At 61.0% G+C, this 20651-nt stretch carries 19 protein-coding genes; 11 read left to right on the plus strand and 8 right to left on the minus strand.

The features are described from left to right. Positions 1-416: 416 nt before the first annotated feature. The 9 genes from KIT02_RS04735 to KIT02_RS04775 all read left to right on the plus strand — a co-directional run bounded on the left by KIT02_RS04735 (position 417) and on the right by KIT02_RS04775 (position 10696). Entirely contained in the window at positions 417-1724 is a 1308-nt protein-coding gene (locus tag KIT02_RS04735; RefSeq protein ID WP_297582884.1) for an extracellular solute-binding protein, read from the plus strand. A gap of 86 nt (positions 1725-1810) precedes the next feature. Further along, positions 1811-3520: an iron ABC transporter permease gene (locus tag KIT02_RS04740; protein ID WP_297582886.1), complete on the plus strand. Its 1710-nt coding sequence runs from the start codon at positions 1811-1813 to the stop codon at positions 3518-3520. Further along, positions 3517-4623, plus strand: a complete 1107-nt coding sequence (locus tag KIT02_RS04745; RefSeq protein ID WP_297582887.1) for an ABC transporter ATP-binding protein — start codon at positions 3517-3519, stop codon at positions 4621-4623. Before KIT02_RS04740 ends, KIT02_RS04745 begins: the two co-directional genes overlap by 4 nt. A gap of 59 nt (positions 4624-4682) precedes the next feature. Beyond that, positions 4683-5975, plus strand: a complete 1293-nt coding sequence (locus KIT02_RS04750; RefSeq protein WP_297582889.1) for an extracellular solute-binding protein — start codon at positions 4683-4685, stop codon at positions 5973-5975. Next, positions 5947-7872, plus strand: a complete 1926-nt coding sequence (locus tag KIT02_RS04755) for an ATP-binding protein (RefSeq protein ID WP_297582891.1) — start codon at positions 5947-5949, stop codon at positions 7870-7872. The genes KIT02_RS04750 and KIT02_RS04755 overlap by 29 nt, the downstream gene beginning before the upstream one ends. Then, the gene (locus tag KIT02_RS04760) at positions 7865-9190 is read left to right on the plus strand and encodes a sigma-54 dependent transcriptional regulator (RefSeq protein WP_297582894.1); all 1326 of its coding nucleotides are present in this window, start codon (positions 7865-7867) and stop codon (positions 9188-9190) included. The genes KIT02_RS04755 and KIT02_RS04760 overlap by 8 nt, the downstream gene beginning before the upstream one ends. A 48-nt stretch (positions 9191-9238) precedes the next feature. Further along, complete coding sequence (gene rlmB / locus KIT02_RS04765) at positions 9239-9994, plus strand: 23S rRNA (guanosine(2251)-2'-O)-methyltransferase RlmB (RefSeq protein ID WP_297582897.1); 756 nt, start codon at positions 9239-9241, stop codon at positions 9992-9994. Then, positions 9991-10380 (plus strand): hypothetical protein, encoded by a 390-nt coding sequence (locus KIT02_RS04770; RefSeq protein WP_297582899.1) that lies wholly within the window; start codon positions 9991-9993, stop codon positions 10378-10380. Before rlmB ends, KIT02_RS04770 begins: the two co-directional genes overlap by 4 nt. 91 nt (positions 10381-10471) lie before the next feature. After that, the gene (locus tag KIT02_RS04775) at positions 10472-10696 is read left to right on the plus strand and encodes a hypothetical protein (protein WP_297582901.1); all 225 of its coding nucleotides are present in this window, start codon (positions 10472-10474) and stop codon (positions 10694-10696) included. A 6-nt stretch (positions 10697-10702) separates the two neighbouring features. Here the strand turns inward: KIT02_RS04775 and KIT02_RS04780 are convergent, their stop codons facing one another. From KIT02_RS04780 to xylF, 7 genes are all read right to left on the minus strand, one after another. Beyond that, positions 10703-11419, minus strand: a complete 717-nt coding sequence (locus KIT02_RS04780) for a polysaccharide deacetylase family protein (RefSeq protein ID WP_297582903.1) — start codon at positions 11417-11419, stop codon at positions 10703-10705. Between the two features lie 236 nt (positions 11420-11655). Continuing rightward, positions 11656-12120, minus strand: coding sequence for a YaiI/YqxD family protein (locus KIT02_RS04785; protein WP_297582905.1), 465 nt, complete (start codon positions 12118-12120; stop codon positions 11656-11658). Between the two features lie 135 nt (positions 12121-12255). Beyond that, the gene (locus KIT02_RS04790; RefSeq protein WP_297582907.1) at positions 12256-13383 is read right to left on the minus strand and encodes an S-(hydroxymethyl)glutathione dehydrogenase/class III alcohol dehydrogenase; all 1128 of its coding nucleotides are present in this window, start codon (positions 13381-13383) and stop codon (positions 12256-12258) included. 58 nt (positions 13384-13441) lie between these two features. Then, positions 13442-14080 carry a DUF1345 domain-containing protein gene (locus tag KIT02_RS04795; protein ID WP_297582909.1) on the minus strand — a complete coding sequence of 213 codons (639 nt, stop codon included), beginning with the start codon at positions 14078-14080 and terminating at the stop codon, positions 13442-13444. 117 nt (positions 14081-14197) lie between these two features. Beyond that, the gene (locus KIT02_RS04800) at positions 14198-14980 is read right to left on the minus strand and encodes an ATP-binding cassette domain-containing protein (protein ID WP_297582911.1); all 783 of its coding nucleotides are present in this window, start codon (positions 14978-14980) and stop codon (positions 14198-14200) included. 11 nt (positions 14981-14991) lie between these two features. Continuing rightward, positions 14992-16293, minus strand: coding sequence for a sugar ABC transporter permease (locus KIT02_RS04805; RefSeq protein WP_297585113.1), 1302 nt, complete (start codon positions 16291-16293; stop codon positions 14992-14994). A gap of 123 nt (positions 16294-16416) precedes the next feature. Then, a complete protein-coding gene (xylF, locus tag KIT02_RS04810; RefSeq protein WP_297582913.1) occupies positions 16417-17451 on the minus strand; it encodes a D-xylose ABC transporter substrate-binding protein in 1035 nt (344 codons plus the stop codon). A gap of 210 nt (positions 17452-17661) precedes the next feature. Here xylF and KIT02_RS04815 point away from each other — a divergent pair, with 210 nt between their 5' ends. After that, positions 17662-18864: an ROK family transcriptional regulator gene (locus KIT02_RS04815; protein ID WP_297582915.1), complete on the plus strand. Its 1203-nt coding sequence runs from the start codon at positions 17662-17664 to the stop codon at positions 18862-18864. A gap of 64 nt (positions 18865-18928) precedes the next feature. After that, positions 18929-20356, plus strand: a complete 1428-nt coding sequence (locus KIT02_RS04820; protein WP_297582917.1) for a mannose-1-phosphate guanylyltransferase/mannose-6-phosphate isomerase — start codon at positions 18929-18931, stop codon at positions 20354-20356. A gap of 5 nt (positions 20357-20361) precedes the next feature. Here KIT02_RS04820 and KIT02_RS04825 read toward each other — a convergent pair whose 3' ends face one another. Next, positions 20362-20580 (minus strand): DUF6500 family protein, encoded by a 219-nt coding sequence (locus tag KIT02_RS04825; RefSeq protein WP_297582919.1) that lies wholly within the window; start codon positions 20578-20580, stop codon positions 20362-20364. Positions 20581-20651: the final 71 nt, after the last annotated feature.

The following is a 20651-nucleotide window of genomic DNA, read 5'->3' on the forward strand; positions in this document are numbered from 1 at the left end:
GAAGCCTGCATTGAAGGAGCAAGCCCCGTGCCAAACTCTGGTTTCTGCGTCACAGATGACGGGCGGGAACCATTGGAGCGCACCGCAATGGCACGGGCCGGCAAAGTTCACCCCTGAAATCAGAGCCATTCCGCAATGGATTTCCGTTTCGCTCAGCGGCCTCCCAATCAACAGACTTGCCGAAGACCCTCGCCAGTTAAGGGTCACGCATGACCCCAACGCGATCTCCAATGTTACCGGATTGACCCATTCTTGGCGCGACCAGCTCCAGCCTGGCGCCTGCACCAGTTCAGGTAAAATCCTGAAATCAGACGTGAAAATGCCTCCTGCCGGCTCACTCATCGATCCTGGCACGGCCGTTGCAATGAGAAGTGGGCGCCAAAACAAAACAATTCTCGGCGCGTATGGAGGAGTTCATGAAGAAGAGCCTTTTGGCCCTAACGGTAGCCACGCTGCTGTCCACGACCGCCATGGCCCAGCAGGTCACGGTCGTAACCTCGTTTTCCAAGGACGTCACTGACCCGATCAAGGCCGCATTCGAGGCCAGCAATCCCGGGATGACCCTTGAGGTCCAGAACAAGAGCACCAGTTCTGGCGTCGTCTACCTGGAGGAAACCCGCTCGAACAACCAGACTGACCTGTTTTGGGCGTCCGCACCCGACGCGTTCGTCACGCTGAAGGATCAGGGGCTGCTATACCCCTTCCGCCCAAATGTTGAAGGCATTCCGGAAACCGTTGGCTCCTATCACGTGAACGACCAGGACGGGTATTTCTTCGGCTTCGCGGCTTCCGGCTACGGCATGATGTGGAATACCCGCTATCTCGATGCCAACGGCATCGAAGCACCGGCCGAATGGGATGACCTGACCGAGGCGCAATATCACGACCACGTCGTGATCGCGGCGCCCTCGCGCTCGGGTACCACCCACCTCACCGTCGAAACGATCCTGCAAGGCGAGGGCTGGGACGGTGGTTGGAAATTGCTCAAGCTGATCGGCGGCAATTTTCAGCAGGTCACGGATCGATCCTTTGGCGTTCCTGACGCGGTCAATTCAGGCCAGGCCGGAGTTGGCATCGTGATCGATTTCTTCGGGTTTTCCGCACGCGCCAGTGGTTTCCCAGTCGATTTTGCCTATCCGTCGGTCACCACTGTCGTGCCTGCCAATATCGGCGTTGTAACAAACCCGCCCAATCTGGCCGGCGCGGAAGCTTTCGTGAACTTCCTGCTGTCCGAGGAAGGGCAACTGGTTCTGTTCGATCCCGCCATACAGCGTCTGCCGATCAATCCCGCAGTTTATGACCGCGCTCCAGAGGGTCTCCCTAATCCATTCGAGGATGCACAGTTTGCCTCGATGATGACTTTTGATGGCAACCTGTCTTCGCAGCGAAGCGCTGTGGTCGACGCGCTGTTCGACCAGACCATCACATTCCAGCTCGAAAACCTGCGGGCTGCCATTGGCGCAATCCAGGCAGCGGAAGCGGCAGCAATAGGCATGGACAATGCCGAGGCCCAGGCGCTGATCGATGAAGCCATTGGCTTGGTCGCCGCGCTGCCGGTCGATGCAACCGCAGCGATCAGTCCGGACATTGTCGACGCCTTTGAAGGTGGGGAACAGGCCTCTGCCCGCCAGTCGCAGCTGGAGCAGGAATGGGCCACCTTCGCCCAGACCAACTATGCCCAGGCCAAAGAGAAGGCTGAAGCGGCCCTGGCCCTCCTGAGCTAGCTCGGCTTGGGATGTTGCTCGCTCCCGCCGCCTCCCGGCGGGGGCGGGTAGCACTCATCAACTCAACACTAAAAAGAGATAATCCGATGGCTGATATCAGCTTACCCCAGGCCAAGGCCGGGCGGCGGGTGTCTGGTCTCGTGCTGCTCATGCTCGGCATCGCAGCGTTTTTGGCGATCTTCCTGCTTATCCCTGCAGGTACCGTCATCTACGTTGCATTCACCGAGAAAGGCACGGGCGCATTCACCCTCGTCAACTTTGTCGACTTTTTTTCAAACGACCTGTTCAAGCGCTCGTTTGCCAACTCACTCTATGTCTCGGCAATGTCGGTAGTCTGGGCCAGCATCTTCGCGCTCCCCTTGGCCGTCATTACAACGCGATTTGAATTTCGCGGGTCAGTACTGATCCAGACCCTGGGGTTCCTGCCACTGATCATGCCGCCTTTCGTTGGTGCCGTGGCCATGCAACTGCTGTTTGGCCGCAATGGCACCGTCAACCTGCTGCTCGAGCAGAATTTCGGCATCAGGCTCCCGTTCATGGAGGGTTTGAATGGTGTTATTTTCGTGCAGTCGCTGCACTATTTCCCATTCATTCTGATCAACGTCTCCAACAGCCTGCGTCAGATAGACAGTTCAATGGAGGAAGCGGCTCAGAACCTCGGGTCCAGCGGTTTCCGGTTGTTCCGCAAGATTGTTTTTCCGCTCGCAATGCCCGGATATCTCGCCGGCGCCGCCCTTGTCTTCGTCAAAGTCTTTGACGATCTGGCCACTCCCCTACTGCTCAATGTCAAGGACATGCTGGCCCCCCAGGCCTATCTGCGCGTGACGTCCATCGGTTTGACTGACCCAATGGGCTACGTCATTGCCTCAATCCTGATCGCAGTTTCAATCTTTGCCATGTGGGGCTCGGTCGCCATCATGAAAGGCCGCGACTACTCTACTGTCCAGCGCGGCGGCGGAGGCCTGGCCAGGCGTAAATTGAACCGCGGGGAGGCGGTCCTCGCCTATGGCGTTGTCGGGCTGGTACTGCTGCTGGTGCTGTCGCCCCACATCGGATTGTTGCTTCTGTCCTTTGCCACCATCTGGTCGTTCAGCCCGATGCCCGATGGCTATACCCTTGCCCATTATGGCCGCGTCATCGGGGAGAGCTCGATCTACATCCGAAACACCCTGGTTTACGCCTCGACGGCCGGATTGATCGACGTGGTGATCGGCGGGGGTATCGCCTATCTCGTGCTCCGCACGAAACTCTTTGGTCGGCAATGGCTCGATTGGGCCGCGTCGGCGGCCTTGGCCGTCCCCGGGGTCGTGCTGGGGATCGGATATTTGCGCACGTTCTACGACGTGACATTGCCCGACGGTACACCCCTGGCAACACTGCCAATCATGGTGATCCTCGCACTGGCCATCCGGCGTCTTCCATACGCCTTGCGTGCCGTTTTTGCTGCCATGCAGCAGATCTCGGTTTCACTTGAGGAGGCGGCCGAAAATCTTGGGGCCAACAAGAGCCGGACCGTTCGGCGCATCGTACTGCCACTCATGCTGGGCGGATTGTTGGCTGGATTTGTCACCAGCTTCGCGACAGCCGCTGTGGAGTTGTCGGCGACGCTCATGCTGATCCAATCGACCAGCGAGGCACCAATTGCCTATGGCCTCTATATGTTCATGCAGTCTCCCGCCGGTCGCGGCCCCGGAGCAGCACTTGGCGTGATTGCCGTTATCCTTGTCGCCGTCTGCACATTCGTGTCGCACATCGTCATCGAACGCAGCCAGAAATCCCTTGGAATGAAAAAATGACCAAGCCACTCGACATCTCTCGTACGCAGGTTGCCCCGATCAATCCTCAACCGATCAGCATTCGCGGGGTCAACGTCCACTATGGTCCTCTTCATGTCCTGAAGGACATCAATCTCGAAATCCAGCCGGGTGAACTGTTCGCGTTTCTTGGGCCGTCGGGCTGCGGCAAGACCACCCTGCTCCGCCTGATCGCCGGCTTTCTTTCGGCAAGCTCTGGAAGCGTGGCCGTGGGCTCAACTGAGCTTGAGGGCACGCCCCCCTGGGAACGTGATGTAGGCATGGTGTTTCAGTCCTACGCTCTTTGGCCACATATGACGGTTCGCAAGAACGTCGCCTTTGGCCTTGAGGAGCGCAAATTGCCACGCTCCGAGATCGACGCGCGCGTCGATGCTGCACTGGCACTGGTCGGAATGAGTCACCTCGCGGAGAGGCGCCCCTCGCAACTTTCCGGCGGCCAGCAACAGCGTGTGGCCGTGGCCCGGACGATCGCCATTCGCCCAAAAGTCCTTCTTCTCGACGAACCGCTTTCCAACCTGGATGCGAAGATGCGTGTGCAGGTTCGTCAGGAACTGCGGGACCTTCAGCAAAGTCTTGGGCTTACTGCAATATTTGTGACTCACGACCAGGAAGAGGCAAACACGATCTGCGACAGGATAGCGGTATTCAGCGAAGGCGAGATCCAGCAGGTCGGGCGTCCCATGGACTTGTACGCCAAGCCGGACAATCTGTTTGTCGCAAGCTTTCTTGGCACGGCCAACATCGTGGAAGGAACACTGAGCGGCGAAGGCGGCACGCGTATTTTTACCACCGCGGGCTCCGTCGCCCTGACCGTTGGTGAAAAGGCCGAAGTGCCAGAAGGTGCCAAGCTTGTATTCAGACCCCAGCATTGCAGCCTGAGCCGCAACGATCCCACCGATGCACTCCTGCCGGGAGTGGTGGAAACGATCGAGTTTCTGGGCTCTTCAGTGCGGTATGTACTCAAGATGGGTTCGGATACTATTCTCGTCGAAACCCCGTTCCAAAGCGAAGGCCAGGTACGTGCGGTGGGAGCTCAGATGGAGGTTTTTCTGCCTCAGGATGCAATGCTGTGGTTGAACCAATAACAGCCTGGGCACGGCCTTAGCGCCGTGCCCGTTCACCCGCACATGAGGAGGATGTGCAAGTGTCAAAACTAATCTGGGCCGTACGACCATTGATTGCGCTTCTGGCCCTCGTGGGACAGGTTCCGGCGGGGCATGGCGAGGACCTGATCATCCTGACATCGTTCCCGCCGGCCTTTTATGAGCCTATCACCGAGAAATTCCAGCAATCGCACCCCGATATCACAGTTGAAATCGTGCAACGCAGCACGACCAGCGCCGTCCGATTTCTGCTCGAGCGCGACAGGGTTGATGTTGATGTGTTCTGGGCGTCTTCCCCGGACGCCTTCGAACTGCTCAAAAGCCAGAACCAACTGGCCGTACTGCAGGTGTCGACGCCGCTGGAAGACCGGACCGTCGCCGGTTATCCGGTCAATGACGTGGACAACACCTACTTTGGCTTCGCATTCTCAACTTTTGGGGCTGCCTATAATCCCGACTATCTTGCACGCCACGATTTGCCGGTTCCGCGACGTTGGTCAGATCTGACCCTACCGGCGTACTGGGGGCATGTGGGCGTCACCTCCCCCTCGCGATCCGGAACAACGCATTTTATCGTTGAGGCGATCTTGCAGACATATGGCTGGGATCAGGGCTGGGCACTGATCGCACGAATGGGTGGTAATCTGTCCACCATCACCGCGCGCAGTTTTGGTATCGCCGACGGCATCGAGCAAGCACGATTTGGCCTGGGACCAAGCATAGACTTTTTGGCCACGGTCGAACGATCCTCCGACGCGATCGCATTCGCTGTCTTGGATCCGCTGTTTCTTGTGCCGGCCAGCGTCGCCGTACTGGAGCGCAGCGCGTCCCCAACCGCTGGTGCTGCGTTTGTGGACTTTCTCCTGTCGACGGACGTCCAACTCATGCTGATGTCCCCCCAGCTTGGTCGCATTCCGGTGATCGATGAACTGCGTACGCTTGCTCTTGCCAAGCGCGGCACCCGCCTGCCTGCCCCGTTGCTGGACAATGGTGCCACGTTTGATGCCGCCCTTTCGGCGCACCGCTACGGACTGGTCAATGCCTTGTTTGACGCCTGGATTGTGGACCATCGAAGCGAGATCAGCGCAATCTGGGCTCGGGTCAACACTATGGACGCAACCAGCGCTCGTTCACTCATTTCGCTGCTCACCCAACCGCCCATCGACGAATTGCGGGCGCTAGAGCTTATGGCCATTCCAAATGACGCTGGATACGGTGGGCCGATTGAGGAGATGCCGGAGGTTTCTGAAGAGATTTCTCAGGCTGTGAGCGGCCGCCTGTCTATGATTGCAAGCGAGTTGGAACGTGTTGCAAGTAACCCAGCGACCCAATGACCTGACGTTGCGGCCCATTCGGTCACGATGGGGCATTGCGACGCGCATCGCGCTTGCCTTTGCACTGGTTGTCGGTCTCTCCAGCCTCACTTGCCTTGCCGGGCTGCTGCTCTACGAGCGGCTGTCCATTGAAATGCAGCGCATCGCCCAGCATGAATTGCCGCGACTGTCGGCCGCGACACGGCTTGCGCGGACCGGGGCAGACATCAATGCCAGCGTGGCCCTGCTGTCTCGCGCGGAAACTCTTGCCGAATTCGAAACGCTTTTTGAGGAAGCCAGGGAGCGGTTTGCCCGGCTTGAAAGTGCGATCAGCAGTTCGTCAGAATGGCGTGACAACGCCTCGCTTCATGATCGGCAACACGAGCTCACCGAAAACCTTGAGGCGCTGGAGGTGCTGGCATTGCTGCGGTTCAACCTCGCGGCGCGACAGCGTGAACTGGTTGAAGAACTAAGATGGCTCCAGGCAGACCTGATTGTCGAGATTGAACCGCTGATCGACGATGCGCGATTCAATATTGCCCAGGATCTCCAGATTGCAGCGGCTCCCGACAGCGTTCTGCGCGAGTCCGCTCGTAGCGAGGCACTGTTGACGACTTTGGCACAGGCCAACCTTTCCGTTGGACTGCTGTCTCGGTTTTCCGAGTTGTCCAGCCGCTCGGGTGTCAGTGACGCACTGGCATTTCTCGATGACAGCACAGACGATCTGTCACGCAGTATCGAGGTCCTTACGGCCTGGTCAGACAGCATTACAGTGAGACAGCTCGCGTCGCGCGTGCTGAGCCTATCGGACCGCGAGAACGGGCTACCTGCCCTCAAGTTTGGTGAACTGGACATTCTGACGGACATCACGACCAGTATCGTTTCTGCGCAGGGGGCGGTGGAAGCACTCAATGCGCAAATTGGCCTTGAGGTCAGCGAAAGCGAGGCGGTATCCCGTGCGGCATCAAGCAGCGTCGAGACGGTACTGATGATTGGCCGCGTTCTGCTGATCACGATCGTCGCCCTGTCGATAGGTGGGGCTTGGGCCGTGGCATATTTTTATGTCTATCGGAACATCGTCGCGGGCATCCGGCGGTTGGCCGAAGAGGCGGTCAATGCTTCGCAAGGTCTGCCGGCCAGCACTGAACCACTTCCGCGCAATGGTGAACTTGGGGAACTTTCCACCGCTCTTGAGCAACTCCGGCAAACCCGCGATGACCTCATCCAGTCGGCAAAGCTGGCCGCCTTGGGTCAAATGGCAACTGGCATTGCCCACGAACTCAACCAGCCCCTGTCAGCCCTGAGATCGCATTCCTTTAACGGCTCTCGCCAGCTCGATCGGGGCAACGTCGCCTCCGCAAAGGTCTCGCTCGAAAAAATCACTGGGCTGATCGAGCGGATGAGCAATCAGATTTCGCACATTCGGCGATTTGCCCGTCGACCCGAAGACACCCTCGAACGCACGTCCGTGCGCGCATCGATGACGGAAGCCATAGCGCTTCTTTCGCATCGGCTGGAAACTGAAGGGGTGGTAATTTCGGTCGAACCCGCAAACGCCGATACCTTTGATGCGCGCGCCGAACCGGTGCGACTTGAGCAGGTCCTTATCAACCTTCTTGCAAACAGCATGGACTGCATGGCCGGGCGCACCGAACGGCGGATAGACGTTGAACTACAGAGGGGACCTGGGTCCATTCAGGTTCGGTTGCGTGATACCGGCCCTGGTATTTCGGCCGATGAGCAAGACAAGATATTCGACCCGTTCTTCACAACAAAAGCCCCCGGCGCCGGCCTCGGCCTGGGACTGTCGATTTCCTTTAACATAGCGCGCGACTTTGGCGGCAGACTGGTTCTTGAGAGCAGTTCCCCCTCCGGCAGTGTATTTATACTTGAACTCAAGGACTGGGCCCGTGACTGACGTAGAAGTCCTGTTTTGCGACGACGATCCAGAGGTCCTTGATGCCCTGACCGAGTCGTTTCAGATCGAAGGGCTCCGGGTATTGCCTTTCTCAAGGGCAGATCAGGCACTGTTGGCACTGTCGCCCCAAACCCCGGCAGTCGTCCTTACCGATGTACGGATGCCAGTAATCGACGGATTGGACCTGCTCACCCGCGTGCAGGCCATTGATACACAGATCCCCGTCCTATTGCTGACGGGCCACGGCGATGTGCCAATGGCAGTCCAGGCCCTGCGAAATGGCGCCTGGGACTTTTTTGAAAAGCCCGCCGACCCTCTGGTGCTTGTTCAGTCACTCAAGCGGGCGATGGTGCACCGAGCGGCAATATTGGAGAACAGACGCCTCAAGACTGCCTCGCGGGACATGTATTCGATCGAAGGACGCGTTCTGGGATCTGCACCTGCAACGGCGAAGCTCAGGGACACACTGGCGCGACTGGCAACGAGCTCCGTCGATGTTCTCCTGTTGGGAGAGACCGGCACCGGCAAAGAGGTGGCCGCCCGGATCCTGCATGACTTTAGCGGCGAACGGGACCGCCCTTTCGTCGCGGTAAACTGCGGTGCGCTGGCAGAGAGCATGATCGAATCCGAGCTTTTCGGCCACGAAGCTGGCGCCTTTACCGGGGCTGGGAAGCAGCGGATTGGCATGGTCGAATACGCCGATGGCGGCACACTGTTCCTGGACGAGATTGAAGCGATGCCGATGGCGGCCCAGGTCCGGCTGCTCCGCGTGTTGCAGGAGCGGCGCGTGGTCAGGCTCGGCTCAAACCGCGAAGTGCCCGTCAAGCTCCGCGTGGTGACCGCCGCCAAGGAAGATCTTGTCGAGCGCAGCAGGCGTGGGCTGTTCAGGGAGGATCTCGCCTACCGGCTCGATGTGGCGCGCATCGATATTCCACCTTTGCGCAAAAGGCCGGGCGACGCCGACTTGCTGTTTGACTACTTCCTCGCCCTCGCCGCCGAACGCGAGGGGCAGCCGCCGCCGGCGGTGTCCCCTGCTCTGAGGCAATTTCTGTCCACGCACGATTGGCCGGGAAACGTTCGCGAGGTGCGCAATCGGGCGGAACGATACTTCCTTGGCTTGGACGAATTAAGCCCTTCTCATGCTGAGGTGGATGACACCACCCTGCAGGGCCACCGGGACCAGGCGGAAGTGGTCGCCATCGCCCAGGCCCTGCGCGCCAACAACTTCAGGGCAGGCCGAACTGCCGATGCGCTGGGCATTTCCAGAAAGACCCTCTATCTGAAGATGCAAAAATACGGCCTCCGCGACCTCGGCTAGGTTTTGGCACCGCTTGCGAAGCGCCGGCAAAAAAGCTACCGCTCGGCCATGAGCCGCAACAAGTTCCCGCCCAAACCGAAATACGATCCCGACACCGGGCCGGTCTATCTATATGGCCTGCACACGGTGCGCTCGGCGCTCGACAACCCGTCCCGGGTCAAGAAAATCCTGCTGGCGACGCCAAACGGACTCAATCGCCTCAAGGAAGGCGGAGAGATCGGCAAGGTCAAGGTGACCGAAACCACGCCGAAGGAACTGGACCGGCTGCTGGGCGGCGAGGCTGTGCATCAGGGCGTGGCGCTTGAAGTCGACCCCGTGAGCCGCTTCGGTCTCGATGATATCCACGAGCCACGCCTGGTGGTGGTCCTCGACCAGCTGACTGACCCACATAATGTCGGCGCCATCCTGCGCACCGCCTGTGCCTTTGGTGCCAATGCCGTCATCACCACCGCCCGGCACTCGCCCCGCGAAACCGGGGTCATGGCCAAGGCAGCGTCGGGCGCACTCGATCTCGTACCGATGATCGAGGTGCGCAATCTGGGAGATGCACTCGAAAAACTCAAACAGCGCGGCATGTTGGTCCTGGGCTTTGATTCAGAAGCTGAAGAACAGTTGAAACCCCGCGGGGGCGGCAAGCCGCTGGCCATCGTGCTGGGCGCCGAGGGCAAAGGCCTGCGCCAGCGCACCCGCGAACTCTGCGACGAGATGGTGCGCCTCGACATGCCTGGCCCCATCAAGTCGCTCAACGTCTCCAACGCTGCGGCGATTGCTCTCTTCGCGGCGACGGCCGGAGAAAAGCCGTGAGCGCGTTCGAACCCTTTGCCATGGCACTGCGATTGAGCGGCGTTATGCTCTCCCAGAAAGATCTCGAGGTCGCCACGCGCCAACTGGTCGTGCGCTATGAGACCGAGGACGCCGAGGGTAGTTTTTACGCGCAGATCGAAGTGCCCGTGAACAATCCGGTGCGGGCCATTCTTGATCTTGCCGACCGCTCGGGAGCCACTATCGCCGCCATGCTCGAGGATCGGCGCATCGGCAGGGCCGTGCTCGACATCGCCTTCGACTACCCACCGGATGGCGAGGCCATGTCCGCCCGGCTGCCGGCCCACGCCGCCGCGGCAATTGCCGGCCATGGCATCGACCTCGAAATCTCGGTCTATCTGGTCGATGTCGAGGACGACGAAGGCTGACGCCCTTCGAAATAAACCATTAAGCCAATCTGGCTTGGACGGCAGGCCACCCAATGCGTTAAGACTTCGCTAACCATTGAGCGAGGCCGAAATGCGCGTACCCAATGCCGGACAGCCCCTTTTCGAACGTCGAATCGTGCGTGAGGGCAAGGCCTTGGCCGAACGGATGCTGGCAGGCTACGACGTGACGGCCAACGGCACATTTGTCAGGTCCGGCAGCTCCAATCGACCTTCCATTGCCGCTTTGATGGACATGCTGCTTCCCGCCCTGCCCCGGCATAAGCTTTCCGCAAGCCACGTCCGCATCTGGAAATAGTGGCTCTCAGTAGCCGCCGCGCAGGGCGTCAAGTTCGGCCGTAATGATGCTGCGGGCAAAGACCCCGCCATTCTTGGGCGCCAGCGTCACCACTGAATAGCCTCGCGCCGAGAGTTCCGCCAGGAAATCGGGCAGCATGTCGACTGTGCGCTGGTGGATGTCATGGAACAGCACGATGCCGCTACCGCGGGCGTCCAGCCGTTCCAGCGTGCGCTCGGCCACTGCCTGGGCGCTGTCGCTATAGTAGTCCTTGCTGTCGATATCGACGTCGAGCACCACAAGGTCCCCCTGCAGCAGGGTCGTGCGCAGATACCCGGTCTGCGACAGGTAGGGAAAGCGGAAGAAGGGCGACATGGCCTCGCCGCTGCCCGCCAGCGCCGCCGAAACAGCGGCCTCGCCCTTGGCAATTTCCTCAAGCGCCGCCTGCCTGTCGAGGGTCCCCAAATCGACATGACTATAGGTATGGCTGCCCACAGTGTGCCCACGCTGGGCAACCTGCTGGGCCAGCGCAGGATTGGCGCGCGCCGCCGATCCCAGCATCAGGAAAGTTGCCTTGACGCCATAGCGGTCGAGCGTATCGAGAATTGCCGGGGTCTTGCCGGCCCGCGGGCCGTCGTCGAATGTGAGGATCACCTCGCCCGGCCGCAGCACGATATCGGCGGTGCTGGCCACGGCCAGAGTGCGCCCGGCCAGGCTCGAATGGCCGAATAACCGGTTGGGCATTTTCTGCGCCATAGTCGGCTGAGCCTGTCGTTGCATGCTGCCGGTCACCAAACTGTCGGTCGGACCGGCATGGTCCGTCGGAGAAACCGGCTTTGCACAACCGCCCATCAGGCATGCCAAAAGACCGGCAACAACCAGACCTCGAACCAACCGCACTTGCACACCCACAACACAACATTACGTGGGCCCAACAATTTGCGATTATGGTTAATATTCCCCTCGCGAAATCTTAAGAACTACTTACCCGCCAAGGATTTGGCTCGTCTACCCAGCGCATCGAGGGCACCGAGAAAGGCCGATCGGTCTGCGGGTCGAAAGCCAGGATTGTGCCCGGCAATTTCTCCGGTTTCGCGTAGATGCTGCTTGAGGTCGCGCATGGCCAGCGCCATGCCGATGGACGCCGGCGTGAACGGTTTTCCGGTGAAACCGAGAACGTGGCACCCCTTGTCGATCGCCCGACTGGCCAGAGGAATATCCGCGGTCAGGACGATGTCGTTGCTCCGCGCCTGCTCGACGATCCAGTCATCCGCCGCATCCGCCCCCGCCGGCACGACCACCACGCGCACCATCGGGTCACGCGACGGCCGGATGCCGCCATTGCTGACAAAGGTGACCACCAGACCCAGCCGCTCTGCCACCCGGCGCGCTTCGTCCTTGACCGGACAGGCGTCGGCATCGACGAAAATGATAGGTTCTATCATGCCAGAGTCGTCAGCCACGGCCGCCCTCGTCCTTCAACAAACGTGGAACAAGGCCCCCCGACCAAAAGTAGCGTATCGGCAGTCTCAAAGGCCTCATGGTGAGCCTGTCGAACCAGGAGGTCGCAGCCACATGCCTCAGTAAACAACCACGCTGCGAATGCTCTCGCCGGCATGCATCATCTCGAATCCTTTGTTGATGTCTTCAAGACGCAGGGTATGGGTAATCATCGGATCGATCTCGATCTTGCCGTCGAGATACCAGTCCACGATCTTGGGTACGTCGGTCCGCCCTTTGGCGCCGCCAAAGGCGGTACCCATCCACGTGCGCCCGGTGACCAGCTGGAACGGCCGGGTTGAAATCTCCTGCCCCGCGCCGGCCACGCCGATGACCACGGACTTGCCCCAGCCACGATGCGCGCTTTCCAGCGCCTGGCGCATAACCTTGGTGTTACCGGTGCAGTCGAACGTATAGTCCGCGCCCCCGATAAGATCGCCACGGCGCTTGGTCAGATTGACGAGGTAGGGGACGATATCCTCGCCGATTTCGCTCGGATTGACGAAATGGGTCATGCCGAAGCGTTCGCCCCATTCCTTTTTGCCATTGTTGAGATCGACGCCGATGATCATGTCGGCCCCGGCGAGCCGCAGGCCCTGGATGACATTGAGACCGATGCCGCCGAGCCCGAACACCACCGCCGTCGCGCCGATTTCCACCTTCGCCGTATTGATCACGGCGCCGATACCTGTGGTCACGCCGCAGCCGACATAGCAGACCTTGTCGAAGGCCGCGGCAGCGTCGATCTTGGCCACGGCGATTTCCGGCATCACCGTGTAGTTGGAGAAGGTCGAGCAGCCCATGTAGTGAAAGATCGGCTTGCCCTCGAAGGAAAAGCGCGAGGTGCCATCCGGCATCAGCCCCTGCCCCTGCGTGGCGCGGATGGCTGTGCACAGATTGGTCTTGCCCGAACGGCAGGAATAGCATTCGCGACATTCGGGCGTGTAGAGCGGGATCACGTGATCGCCCTTTTTCACCGACGTCACTCCGGCGCCAACGTCGACCACCACTCCTGCCCCTTCATGGCCGAGGATCGACGGAAACAGGCCCTCGGGATCGGCTCCGGACAAGGTGAAATCATCGGTATGGCAGAGACCGGTCGCCTTGATCTCGATCAGCACTTCACCGGCCTTTGGCCCCTCGAGGTCAACATCGACGATTTTGAGCGGTTTTCCGGCGGCGAAGGCTACGGCGGCGCGGGTCTTCATGGGATTCTCCTGATCGTTTTGCCAAGGGTGGCATGGCCGCCCGGTGGCAATCAACTCATCAGGCGCCGCCCAGGCTCAGAATGACGTTCACCGCCGATGCCAGAATGATGGTGTTGAACAGATGCGAGAACACCAGATGCCCTGTCACCAGCCGGCGCATCTTGCGGCTTTCCACTTTGGTGTCGGAGGTTGCCACCGACGTACCGACCGTGAACGAGAAATAGAGGAAATCGTAGCCGTCCGGCTCGTCCCGTCCCGCAAACCCGAGGCCGCCATCAATGTCCGGACCATCGGATGTCTCGTAATATTCGTAGGCGTAATGCAGCGCGCCCATGGCATGGACCGTGAACCAGCCGAGCACGACGGCGCCCACGCCCACGGCAACCTCCCAAGGGTCTGGATTGCCGCCGCCCAGTGCAAGGAAAAGCGACACGACCGACGCCAGAATGACGATGAAGACGATGAGGAAAATTCCCGCAACCGGCGTATCCTCTTCCCCGGCATGGTCTCGGAGATAATCGGCGGTCAGCAGCGGCATTTTGATGCCGGTCAGCGCCAGAAAGGCCACGAACAGTCCGCTCGCTCCGAGCCCGATCGCAAATTCGGGCACAACCAGCAAAGCGATGACCGCCACGATCACGCCGACCACCAGCCCGCCATAGAATGGCGCAAGGCGCGGCATGATTCGCTGTGTCATGACCCCGTGCCGGCGCGCACCGGTTGCCGTCTTCTCGGGCCCTGCCCCGCCTCGGCTTGATCGAGCCATGTTCCGTCCACCCGTCCGGTTCGTTTGACCGTTGAGGTGTAACGCCGATCAGTCGCGGATGGCTCCCGGACCGGGTGTTGCACCCGGCGGGACCTTGCCCATGATGATCATGCCGAGCACCTCGTCTTTGGTTACATCGGACGTCTTGGCCTCACCCACGACCTGGCCGTTCTTCATGACGACAACCCGATCCGCGAGATCGAACACGTCGTGAATGTCGTGGCTGATGAGGAATATCCCGATACCGTCCGACTTGAGCTGCTTGATGAGTTCGCCCACCTGTGCCGTTTCCTGCGGTCCAAGCGCGGCCGTCGGCTCGTCCATGATGAGAATGCGGGCGTTGAACAGGATGGCGCGGGCAATGGCGACCGATTGCCGTTGCCCGCCGGACAGCGCCTTCACCGGCTCCTTGAAGCGCCGAAAATTCGGGTTGAGCCGCCCCATCACTTCCCGCGCCTTGGACTCCATGGCGGCGTCATCGAGCGTACCGATGGCCGTGGTCATCTCCCGGCCAAGGAACAGGTTGGCAGCCGCATCGACATTGTCGGCAACCGCAAGCTGCTGGTAGATGGTCTCGATCCCGTAGGCCTTGGCATCGCGCGGATTGTTGATCGTCGCCGCCTCGCCATTGATGCGGATGTCGCCCGCATCCCGCTTATAGGCGCCAGACAACACCTTGATCAGCGTCGACTTTCCGGCGCCGTTATGTCCCAGAAGGCCGACCACCTCCCCGCGATGCAGGTTGATGGAAGCCTGGTCGACGGCGCGAATGCCGCCGAAGGCGATGGAGATATCGGTCATCTCGACCAGGGGTGCGCTGGTATCCAGCATGAACGGAACTCCTAATGCTTGTTCCGGCGGTAGAGCGTGTCGAGCCACACCGCGAAGACCAGAACGATACCGACGACGATCGATTGCAGCGGGCTGTCTATGCCCATCAGCACCATGCCCGATTGCAGGGACTGCATCACCAGCGCGCCGAGCAAGGCCCCGGCCACTGTGCCCACGCCACCCGCCAGCGAGGTACCCCCGATCACCGCCGCGGCGATGACATAGAGCTCATCCAGCGTGCCCAGGGCATTGGTTGCCGCGTTGAGCCGGGCCGTCGAAATGGCCGCCGCGATGGCGCAGAGCGCCCCCATCAACATGAAGATCTTGACCGTCACCCAGCGCGTATTGATGCCCGCCAGTTCCGCCGCCTCGGGATTGCCGCCCATGGCATAGACATAGCGGCCGAAGCGGGTGCGGGTCGCAAGGAAGGTCATGACCACTCCGACACCCACCGCGATCAGCACCGGGATGGCGATCCCGTGCGAGATGAACAGCCCACCCTCGGGCACCGGCAGATTATTGGCGGTTGCAAAATTCTCGGCGATCCGCACCGGCCAGGGATAGGCATTGGCGACGGCGATCGCAGCGATGGTCGCACCACACCCGATGACCGCAAGGGCCACCTCGGCCCAGACCGGCCGCTGCGGAAACTTGAACCGCCGCCGCTGCACGCGCCCGAAATAAAGCGCGCCGACAATGGCGGCACAGGCAATGGCTGCAACCACCCAGCTCCAGAATGCGCCGATCGAACCCGACGGCCCGCCCCCCATGAGCTGGAAGGTTGAATCCATGGGCGCCACGGTTCGCCCGGCAGTCACCCACCACGCCGCTCCGCGCCACACCAGATAGCCGCCCAGCGTCACGATAAAGGCCGGGACCTTGAGATAGGCGATGATACTGCCCTGCAGGGCGCCGATCCCCATGCCCACTGCCAGTCCGATGACCAGCGACAGCAACCAGATCATGGGATGCCCGAGCCCTAGGCCCAGTTGTACTGGCAGCACCTGCGTTTGCATCACCCCCATGACCATGCCCACGAGCCCGAGAATGGAGCCAACCGACAGGTCGATATTGCGCGTCACGATGACCAGCACCATGCCCGTGACCATCACCGCCACCGAGGCAGTCTGCACCGACAGGTTCCACAGATTGCGTGGCGTCAGGAACAGGCCACCCGAAAAGATATTGAACGAGACCCAGATGATGGCGAGCGCACCGATCATGCCCAGGAGGCGCGTGTCCACCTCCGTGGCCATCAGGAAGCGCTGCAATGGATTCTGAACGAGCTGACTTGGATGCGTCGTGCCGGACATGGCCTGTGGTTCAGCCATTGTATTCCCCCGTGGCGAGTCCCCGTTCCGCCGGGGCTGTCCATTGACGAAGTGCCGCAACCGTCGGGTCGCGGCACTCCATGTTGTGCCTAGATTGTCACGCGATCAATCGCAGGCTGCAACCGAACCGGCCGCTACGCCCTGGCACACCACATCCTTGGACACCCAACCGGCATCGATGACAACGCTGAGGTTGTCCTGTGTGATGGCCACGGGGGCGATGAAGAACGCGTTCATCTCGACGCCATTGGGTCCACCGGCAAACGGCACCACGCCGGTCACCTCGTTGAGCGCCTTGCCGCCGGCGAGTTCGATGGCCACTTCAGCGGCCTTCTTGCCAAGCTCGCGCGCATCTTTCCACACGGACACGGTTTGCGTGCCCAGGGCGATGCGATTGAGAGCGGCATGGTCACCATCCTGGCCGGAAACCGGCACGGCGCCGGCCAGGCCCTGGGCGGCGAGCGCCGCGATGGCGCCACCGGCGGTGCCGTCATTGGAGGCCACGACGGCGTCGACTTCGTTATTATTGGCGGTCAGGAACTGTTCCATGTTCGCCTGGGCGACTTCAGGGTTCCAGTTGTCGGTATAGGCTTCGCCGACATTCTTGATCGTGCCCGCGTCGATACCGGCCTGAAGCACTTCCATCTGGCCTTCGAACAGGAAGTCGGCATTCGGATCAGCCGAATTGCCCTTGATGAAGACAAAATTGCCTTCTGGCTGCACGGCGGCAACGCCCGCGGCCTGCAGGCGACCCACTTCCTTGTTGTCGAAGGTGAGATAGAAGGCGTCCGGATTTTCGATCAGGCGGTCATAGCCGATCACCGGAATGCCTTCAGCCACGGCTGCGGCAACCGCGGGGCCAACGGCTTCGCTGTCCTGCGCCAGCACGATGATGACGTCTGCACCCTGGCTGATCAGGCTTTCGATGTCCGTCAGCTGCTTGGAGGCGGACGACTGGGCGTCGGCCGAGATATACTGGGCGCCGGCCGCGTCCAGAACGCTCTTGATGGCGCCTTCATCGGTTTTCCAGCGCTCTTCCTGGAAGTTGTTCCAGCTCACGCCAACAACGATCTGATCCTGTGCAACCGCCGAACCGGCGAGCACAGTCGTGGCCAGCAAGGCCGCGACAAACTTGTTCATGATGTCCTCCCAATGGGCAGTACTGCCCGCAAGCACGGCTGCCAGCGCCCTCAAACGCCGCGACCCTGCACCCTGAGCATTATTTCGTTGCTCGAAAAAACGTCTCGCATGTGCCGCAACGCCAAGTCAACTTCAATTTCGAGTCTCGAACAAATTCATTTTGTGAGATATGCAGTTGGCGATTGAGTTGCGTAGCGGGGAGACGAGGGCTTGGCGCGAGCGGTCAGCGACAGCGACAGTGTGCGCCGGCAGAATCGCGGCCTTGTCCTGTCGACTCTGCGCCGCCAGGGCGATCAGTCCCGCACGGCACTTGCCGGCCTGACCGGCCTCAGCCATGCCAGCATGACCGCAATCATGAGCGACCTGCTCGCCCAGGGGCTGGTCGAGGAGCGCGTCGCGGAACGGCCTGATTCTCGTGGACGCGGGCGGCCACCCACCCAGGTCGGGTTCAGCCGTTCGGCCGCCTATGCGGTCCTTTTCGAGATCGACGTCAATCACGCGCGCATGTCGCTCGTGGACTATGCCGGAATTCTCGTCGATCGCCTCGATCATGACCTCACCCCGGCCAGCTTCGCGGCCCAGGCCCCTGCGGACTACATCGAGGAACGCCTGCACCTGCTGATGCAGCGCAACAAGGCTGCCGCCGGTCGGATCAGGCGCATGGCGATTTCAGTCCAGGGCATACTCGACAAGACGGGTACCGGGCTGACCTGGTCGCCGGTGCCCTCCCTGGCCGGTTCGGCCTTCGGCACCGCGCTTTCGGAACGCACCGGCATCCCCGTTGCCATCTACAAGCGCGCCCGGCTGCTTGCCGAGGGCGTGCGCTGGCTGGATCCTGCCCTGCATGAAGCCAGCGTCGCCACGGTTTTTGTCGGTTCCACCGTTGCCATGGGCCTGACCTCGGATGGCCGCATGATGGCGCGTGGTGATGGCGGGGCTACCGAGTTCGGTCACATGAACCACATTGCCGGTGGGGCCCTCTGCCGTTGCGGCATGCGCGGTTGCATCGAGGCCTACGCCGCCGACTACGGCGTGCTGCGAACCGCATATTCTGTGCCCGAAACGGCCACGCCGGCGCCCAGCGTTCCCGCTCAGCAATATCAGGCGCTGATCCAGCGCGCCGAGGCCGGCGACCGTGCCGCCTCCCACGCCTTCAATCTGGCTGGCCGGGCCATCGGCTATGGCATCGGCCGCATGTTGGCGGTTCTCGACCCGGCCCACGTCCTGATCGTCGGACCGGGCGCCGCCGCCCTGCCCCATATGCGCAACGAAATCGTCGCCGCCCTGCAGTCCACCCTGGTATGCAAGATCAACGGCCTTCCCCGCATCGCCGCTCATGCTGACGAGCGCGAACCCATCTATCGTGGCCTGCTGCTCAAGGCCCTGCAGGCGCTCGACAGCGATTTTGAATAGGTGACGCGCCCTCGCGATCCCGGTTAGGGTGCCGGAAAAGCAGATCGCAAGGGGGCAGATGATTTTGGTCGAACCAATCGTTCCGGTCATTTTGGCGGGCGGACAGGGCTCGCGTCTTTGGCCCATGTCGCGGTCGGCACGACCGAAGCAGTTTCTTCCGCTCACCGGGCATTCCAGCCTCTATCAGCAAGCTCTGGAGCGGGTCTCGGATCGTAGCCGCTATCATCCGCCTCTGGTGCTGACCAACAACGATTATCGCTTCATTGTCGCCGAACAGGCCGAAGAAGTAGGCCAAGCACCCGGGGCGATCCTCCTCGAACCGGCCGCCCGCAATACGGCAACTGCCATCGCCACCGCCGCGGCCTATGTCGACAAGACCTACGGACCGCGTGCCCTGCTGCACATCCTGCCCTCCGACCATCTCGTCACCATCGATGCGTCCTACTGGCAAAGCCTGGACGCCGCGATTGCAGCCGCCCGCGACGGGCGCTTGGTCACTTTTGGGATCAAGCCAACTCATCCCGAAACCGGCTACGGCTACATCAAGTCGGCTGCTGCCCCGGGCGATGGCGCAGCGCGAATCGAGCGCTTTGTGGAAAAGCCTGACGCCGCGCGCGCATCAGAAATGCTGGCCGAGGGCGGCTACTTCTGGAACTCGGGCATGTTCATGCTCGGGGCCGGTGCCTTTCTGGCGGAGTGCGAACGCCTTGCCCCCGACATTCTTCTCGCCGCGCGAGACGGCGTCAGCCTGGCGCGGACTGACCTCGATTTTGTCCGTCTGCATGAGGAAAGTTTTCTGCGCGCGCCCAATATTTCGGTGGACTACGCCATCTTTGAAAAGACCGACAAGGCAGCCATGGTGGCCGTCGACTTTCCCTGGTCGGATCTGGGCAGTTGGGACGCGGTCTGGAAAACCGGCAAACACGAAGGCCCCGGCAACGTTACCCACGGCGCCATCACGCTCGACGAGGTCCAGAATTCCTTGGTGTTGACGGACCACGCGCATGTTGCGGTGAGCGGCCTCGACAGTATTGCCGTGGTCGCGACCTACGATGCCGTTTACGTGGGGCGACTGGACCGCGCACAGAGCGTCGGCGACATTGTCAAACGCCTCAAGGACGACCCGAAAACGCTCGGCCTGACAGAAATTCACCGCACCGCCTACCGCCCCTGGGGTGGCTATACCTCGATGCTGCAGGGGGACCGCTTCCAGGTGAAACGCCTCTTCGTCAAACCCGGCAAGAAGCTCAGCCTGCAAAAGCATCACCATCGCGCCGAACACTGGATCGTGGTGCGCGGAACGGCCGAGGTGACCATCGACGGCACAGTCACCACGCTGTCCGAGAACCAGTCGATCTACCTACCCCAGGGCTGCCTGCACCGACTGGCCAATCCCGGCAAGATCGAGTTGGAACTGATCGAGGTCCAGACCGGATCCTATCTTGGCGAGGATGATATCATCCGCGTTGAGGACGAATTCGGCCGGACGTGAACGGCCTATACGCCACGTTCAAGCATGTCGCGAATCCGTACAGCCTTCTCGAAATGGTCAAGCCTGTGGGTCCATATCCACCACGTCGCCGCCTCGAGCAGCAATTCGGGATCGTCATTCCTGTTGGCGAAGAACGCATAGAAGGACACGCCGACATCGGCGCCCTTTTGCGCAATCTTGCGATTGCAGACGGCGATAGCCTTTTGCCGGAGCGATGGACGCATGAAGGAAAATCAATCTTCCGCTGATCGGTCGAACAACCGCTCAGTTAAGTGGGCCTGCTGACAGAATGCAT

It is taken from the genome of Devosia sp., assembly GCF_025809055.1.
Lineage (GTDB): Bacteria > Pseudomonadota > Alphaproteobacteria > Rhizobiales > Devosiaceae > Devosia.

Excerpts from the sequence above, each read along its gene's own strand:
- xylF (WP_297582913.1), bottom strand. The coding sequence starts at position 17,451 with ATGAACAAGTTTGTCGCGGCCTTGCTGGCCACGACTGTGCTCGCCGGT.
- KIT02_RS04735 (WP_297582884.1), top strand. The coding sequence starts at position 417 with ATGAAGAAGAGCCTTTTGGCCCTAACGGTAGCCACGCTGCTGTCCACG.
- KIT02_RS04775 (WP_297582901.1), top strand. The coding sequence starts at position 10,472 with ATGCGCGTACCCAATGCCGGACAGCCCCTTTTCGAACGTCGAATCGTG.
- KIT02_RS04745 (WP_297582887.1), top strand. The coding sequence starts at position 3,517 with ATGACCAAGCCACTCGACATCTCTCGTACGCAGGTTGCCCCGATCAAT.
- KIT02_RS04790 (WP_297582907.1), bottom strand. The coding sequence starts at position 13,383 with ATGAAGACCCGCGCCGCCGTAGCCTTCGCCGCCGGAAAACCGCTCAAA.
- KIT02_RS04795 (WP_297582909.1), bottom strand. The coding sequence starts at position 14,080 with ATGACACAGCGAATCATGCCGCGCCTTGCGCCATTCTATGGCGGGCTG.
- KIT02_RS04780 (WP_297582903.1), bottom strand. The coding sequence starts at position 11,419 with ATGCCCAACCGGTTATTCGGCCATTCGAGCCTGGCCGGGCGCACTCTG.
- KIT02_RS04825 (WP_297582919.1), bottom strand. The coding sequence starts at position 20,580 with ATGCGTCCATCGCTCCGGCAAAAGGCTATCGCCGTCTGCAATCGCAAG.
- KIT02_RS04785 (WP_297582905.1), bottom strand. The coding sequence starts at position 12,120 with ATGATAGAACCTATCATTTTCGTCGATGCCGACGCCTGTCCGGTCAAG.
- KIT02_RS04800 (WP_297582911.1), bottom strand. The coding sequence starts at position 14,980 with ATGCTGGATACCAGCGCACCCCTGGTCGAGATGACCGATATCTCCATC.
- rlmB (WP_297582897.1), top strand. The coding sequence starts at position 9,239 with ATGAGCCGCAACAAGTTCCCGCCCAAACCGAAATACGATCCCGACACC.
- KIT02_RS04740 (WP_297582886.1), top strand. The coding sequence starts at position 1,811 with ATGGCTGATATCAGCTTACCCCAGGCCAAGGCCGGGCGGCGGGTGTCT.
- KIT02_RS04805 (WP_297585113.1), bottom strand. The coding sequence starts at position 16,293 with ATGTCCGGCACGACGCATCCAAGTCAGCTCGTTCAGAATCCATTGCAG.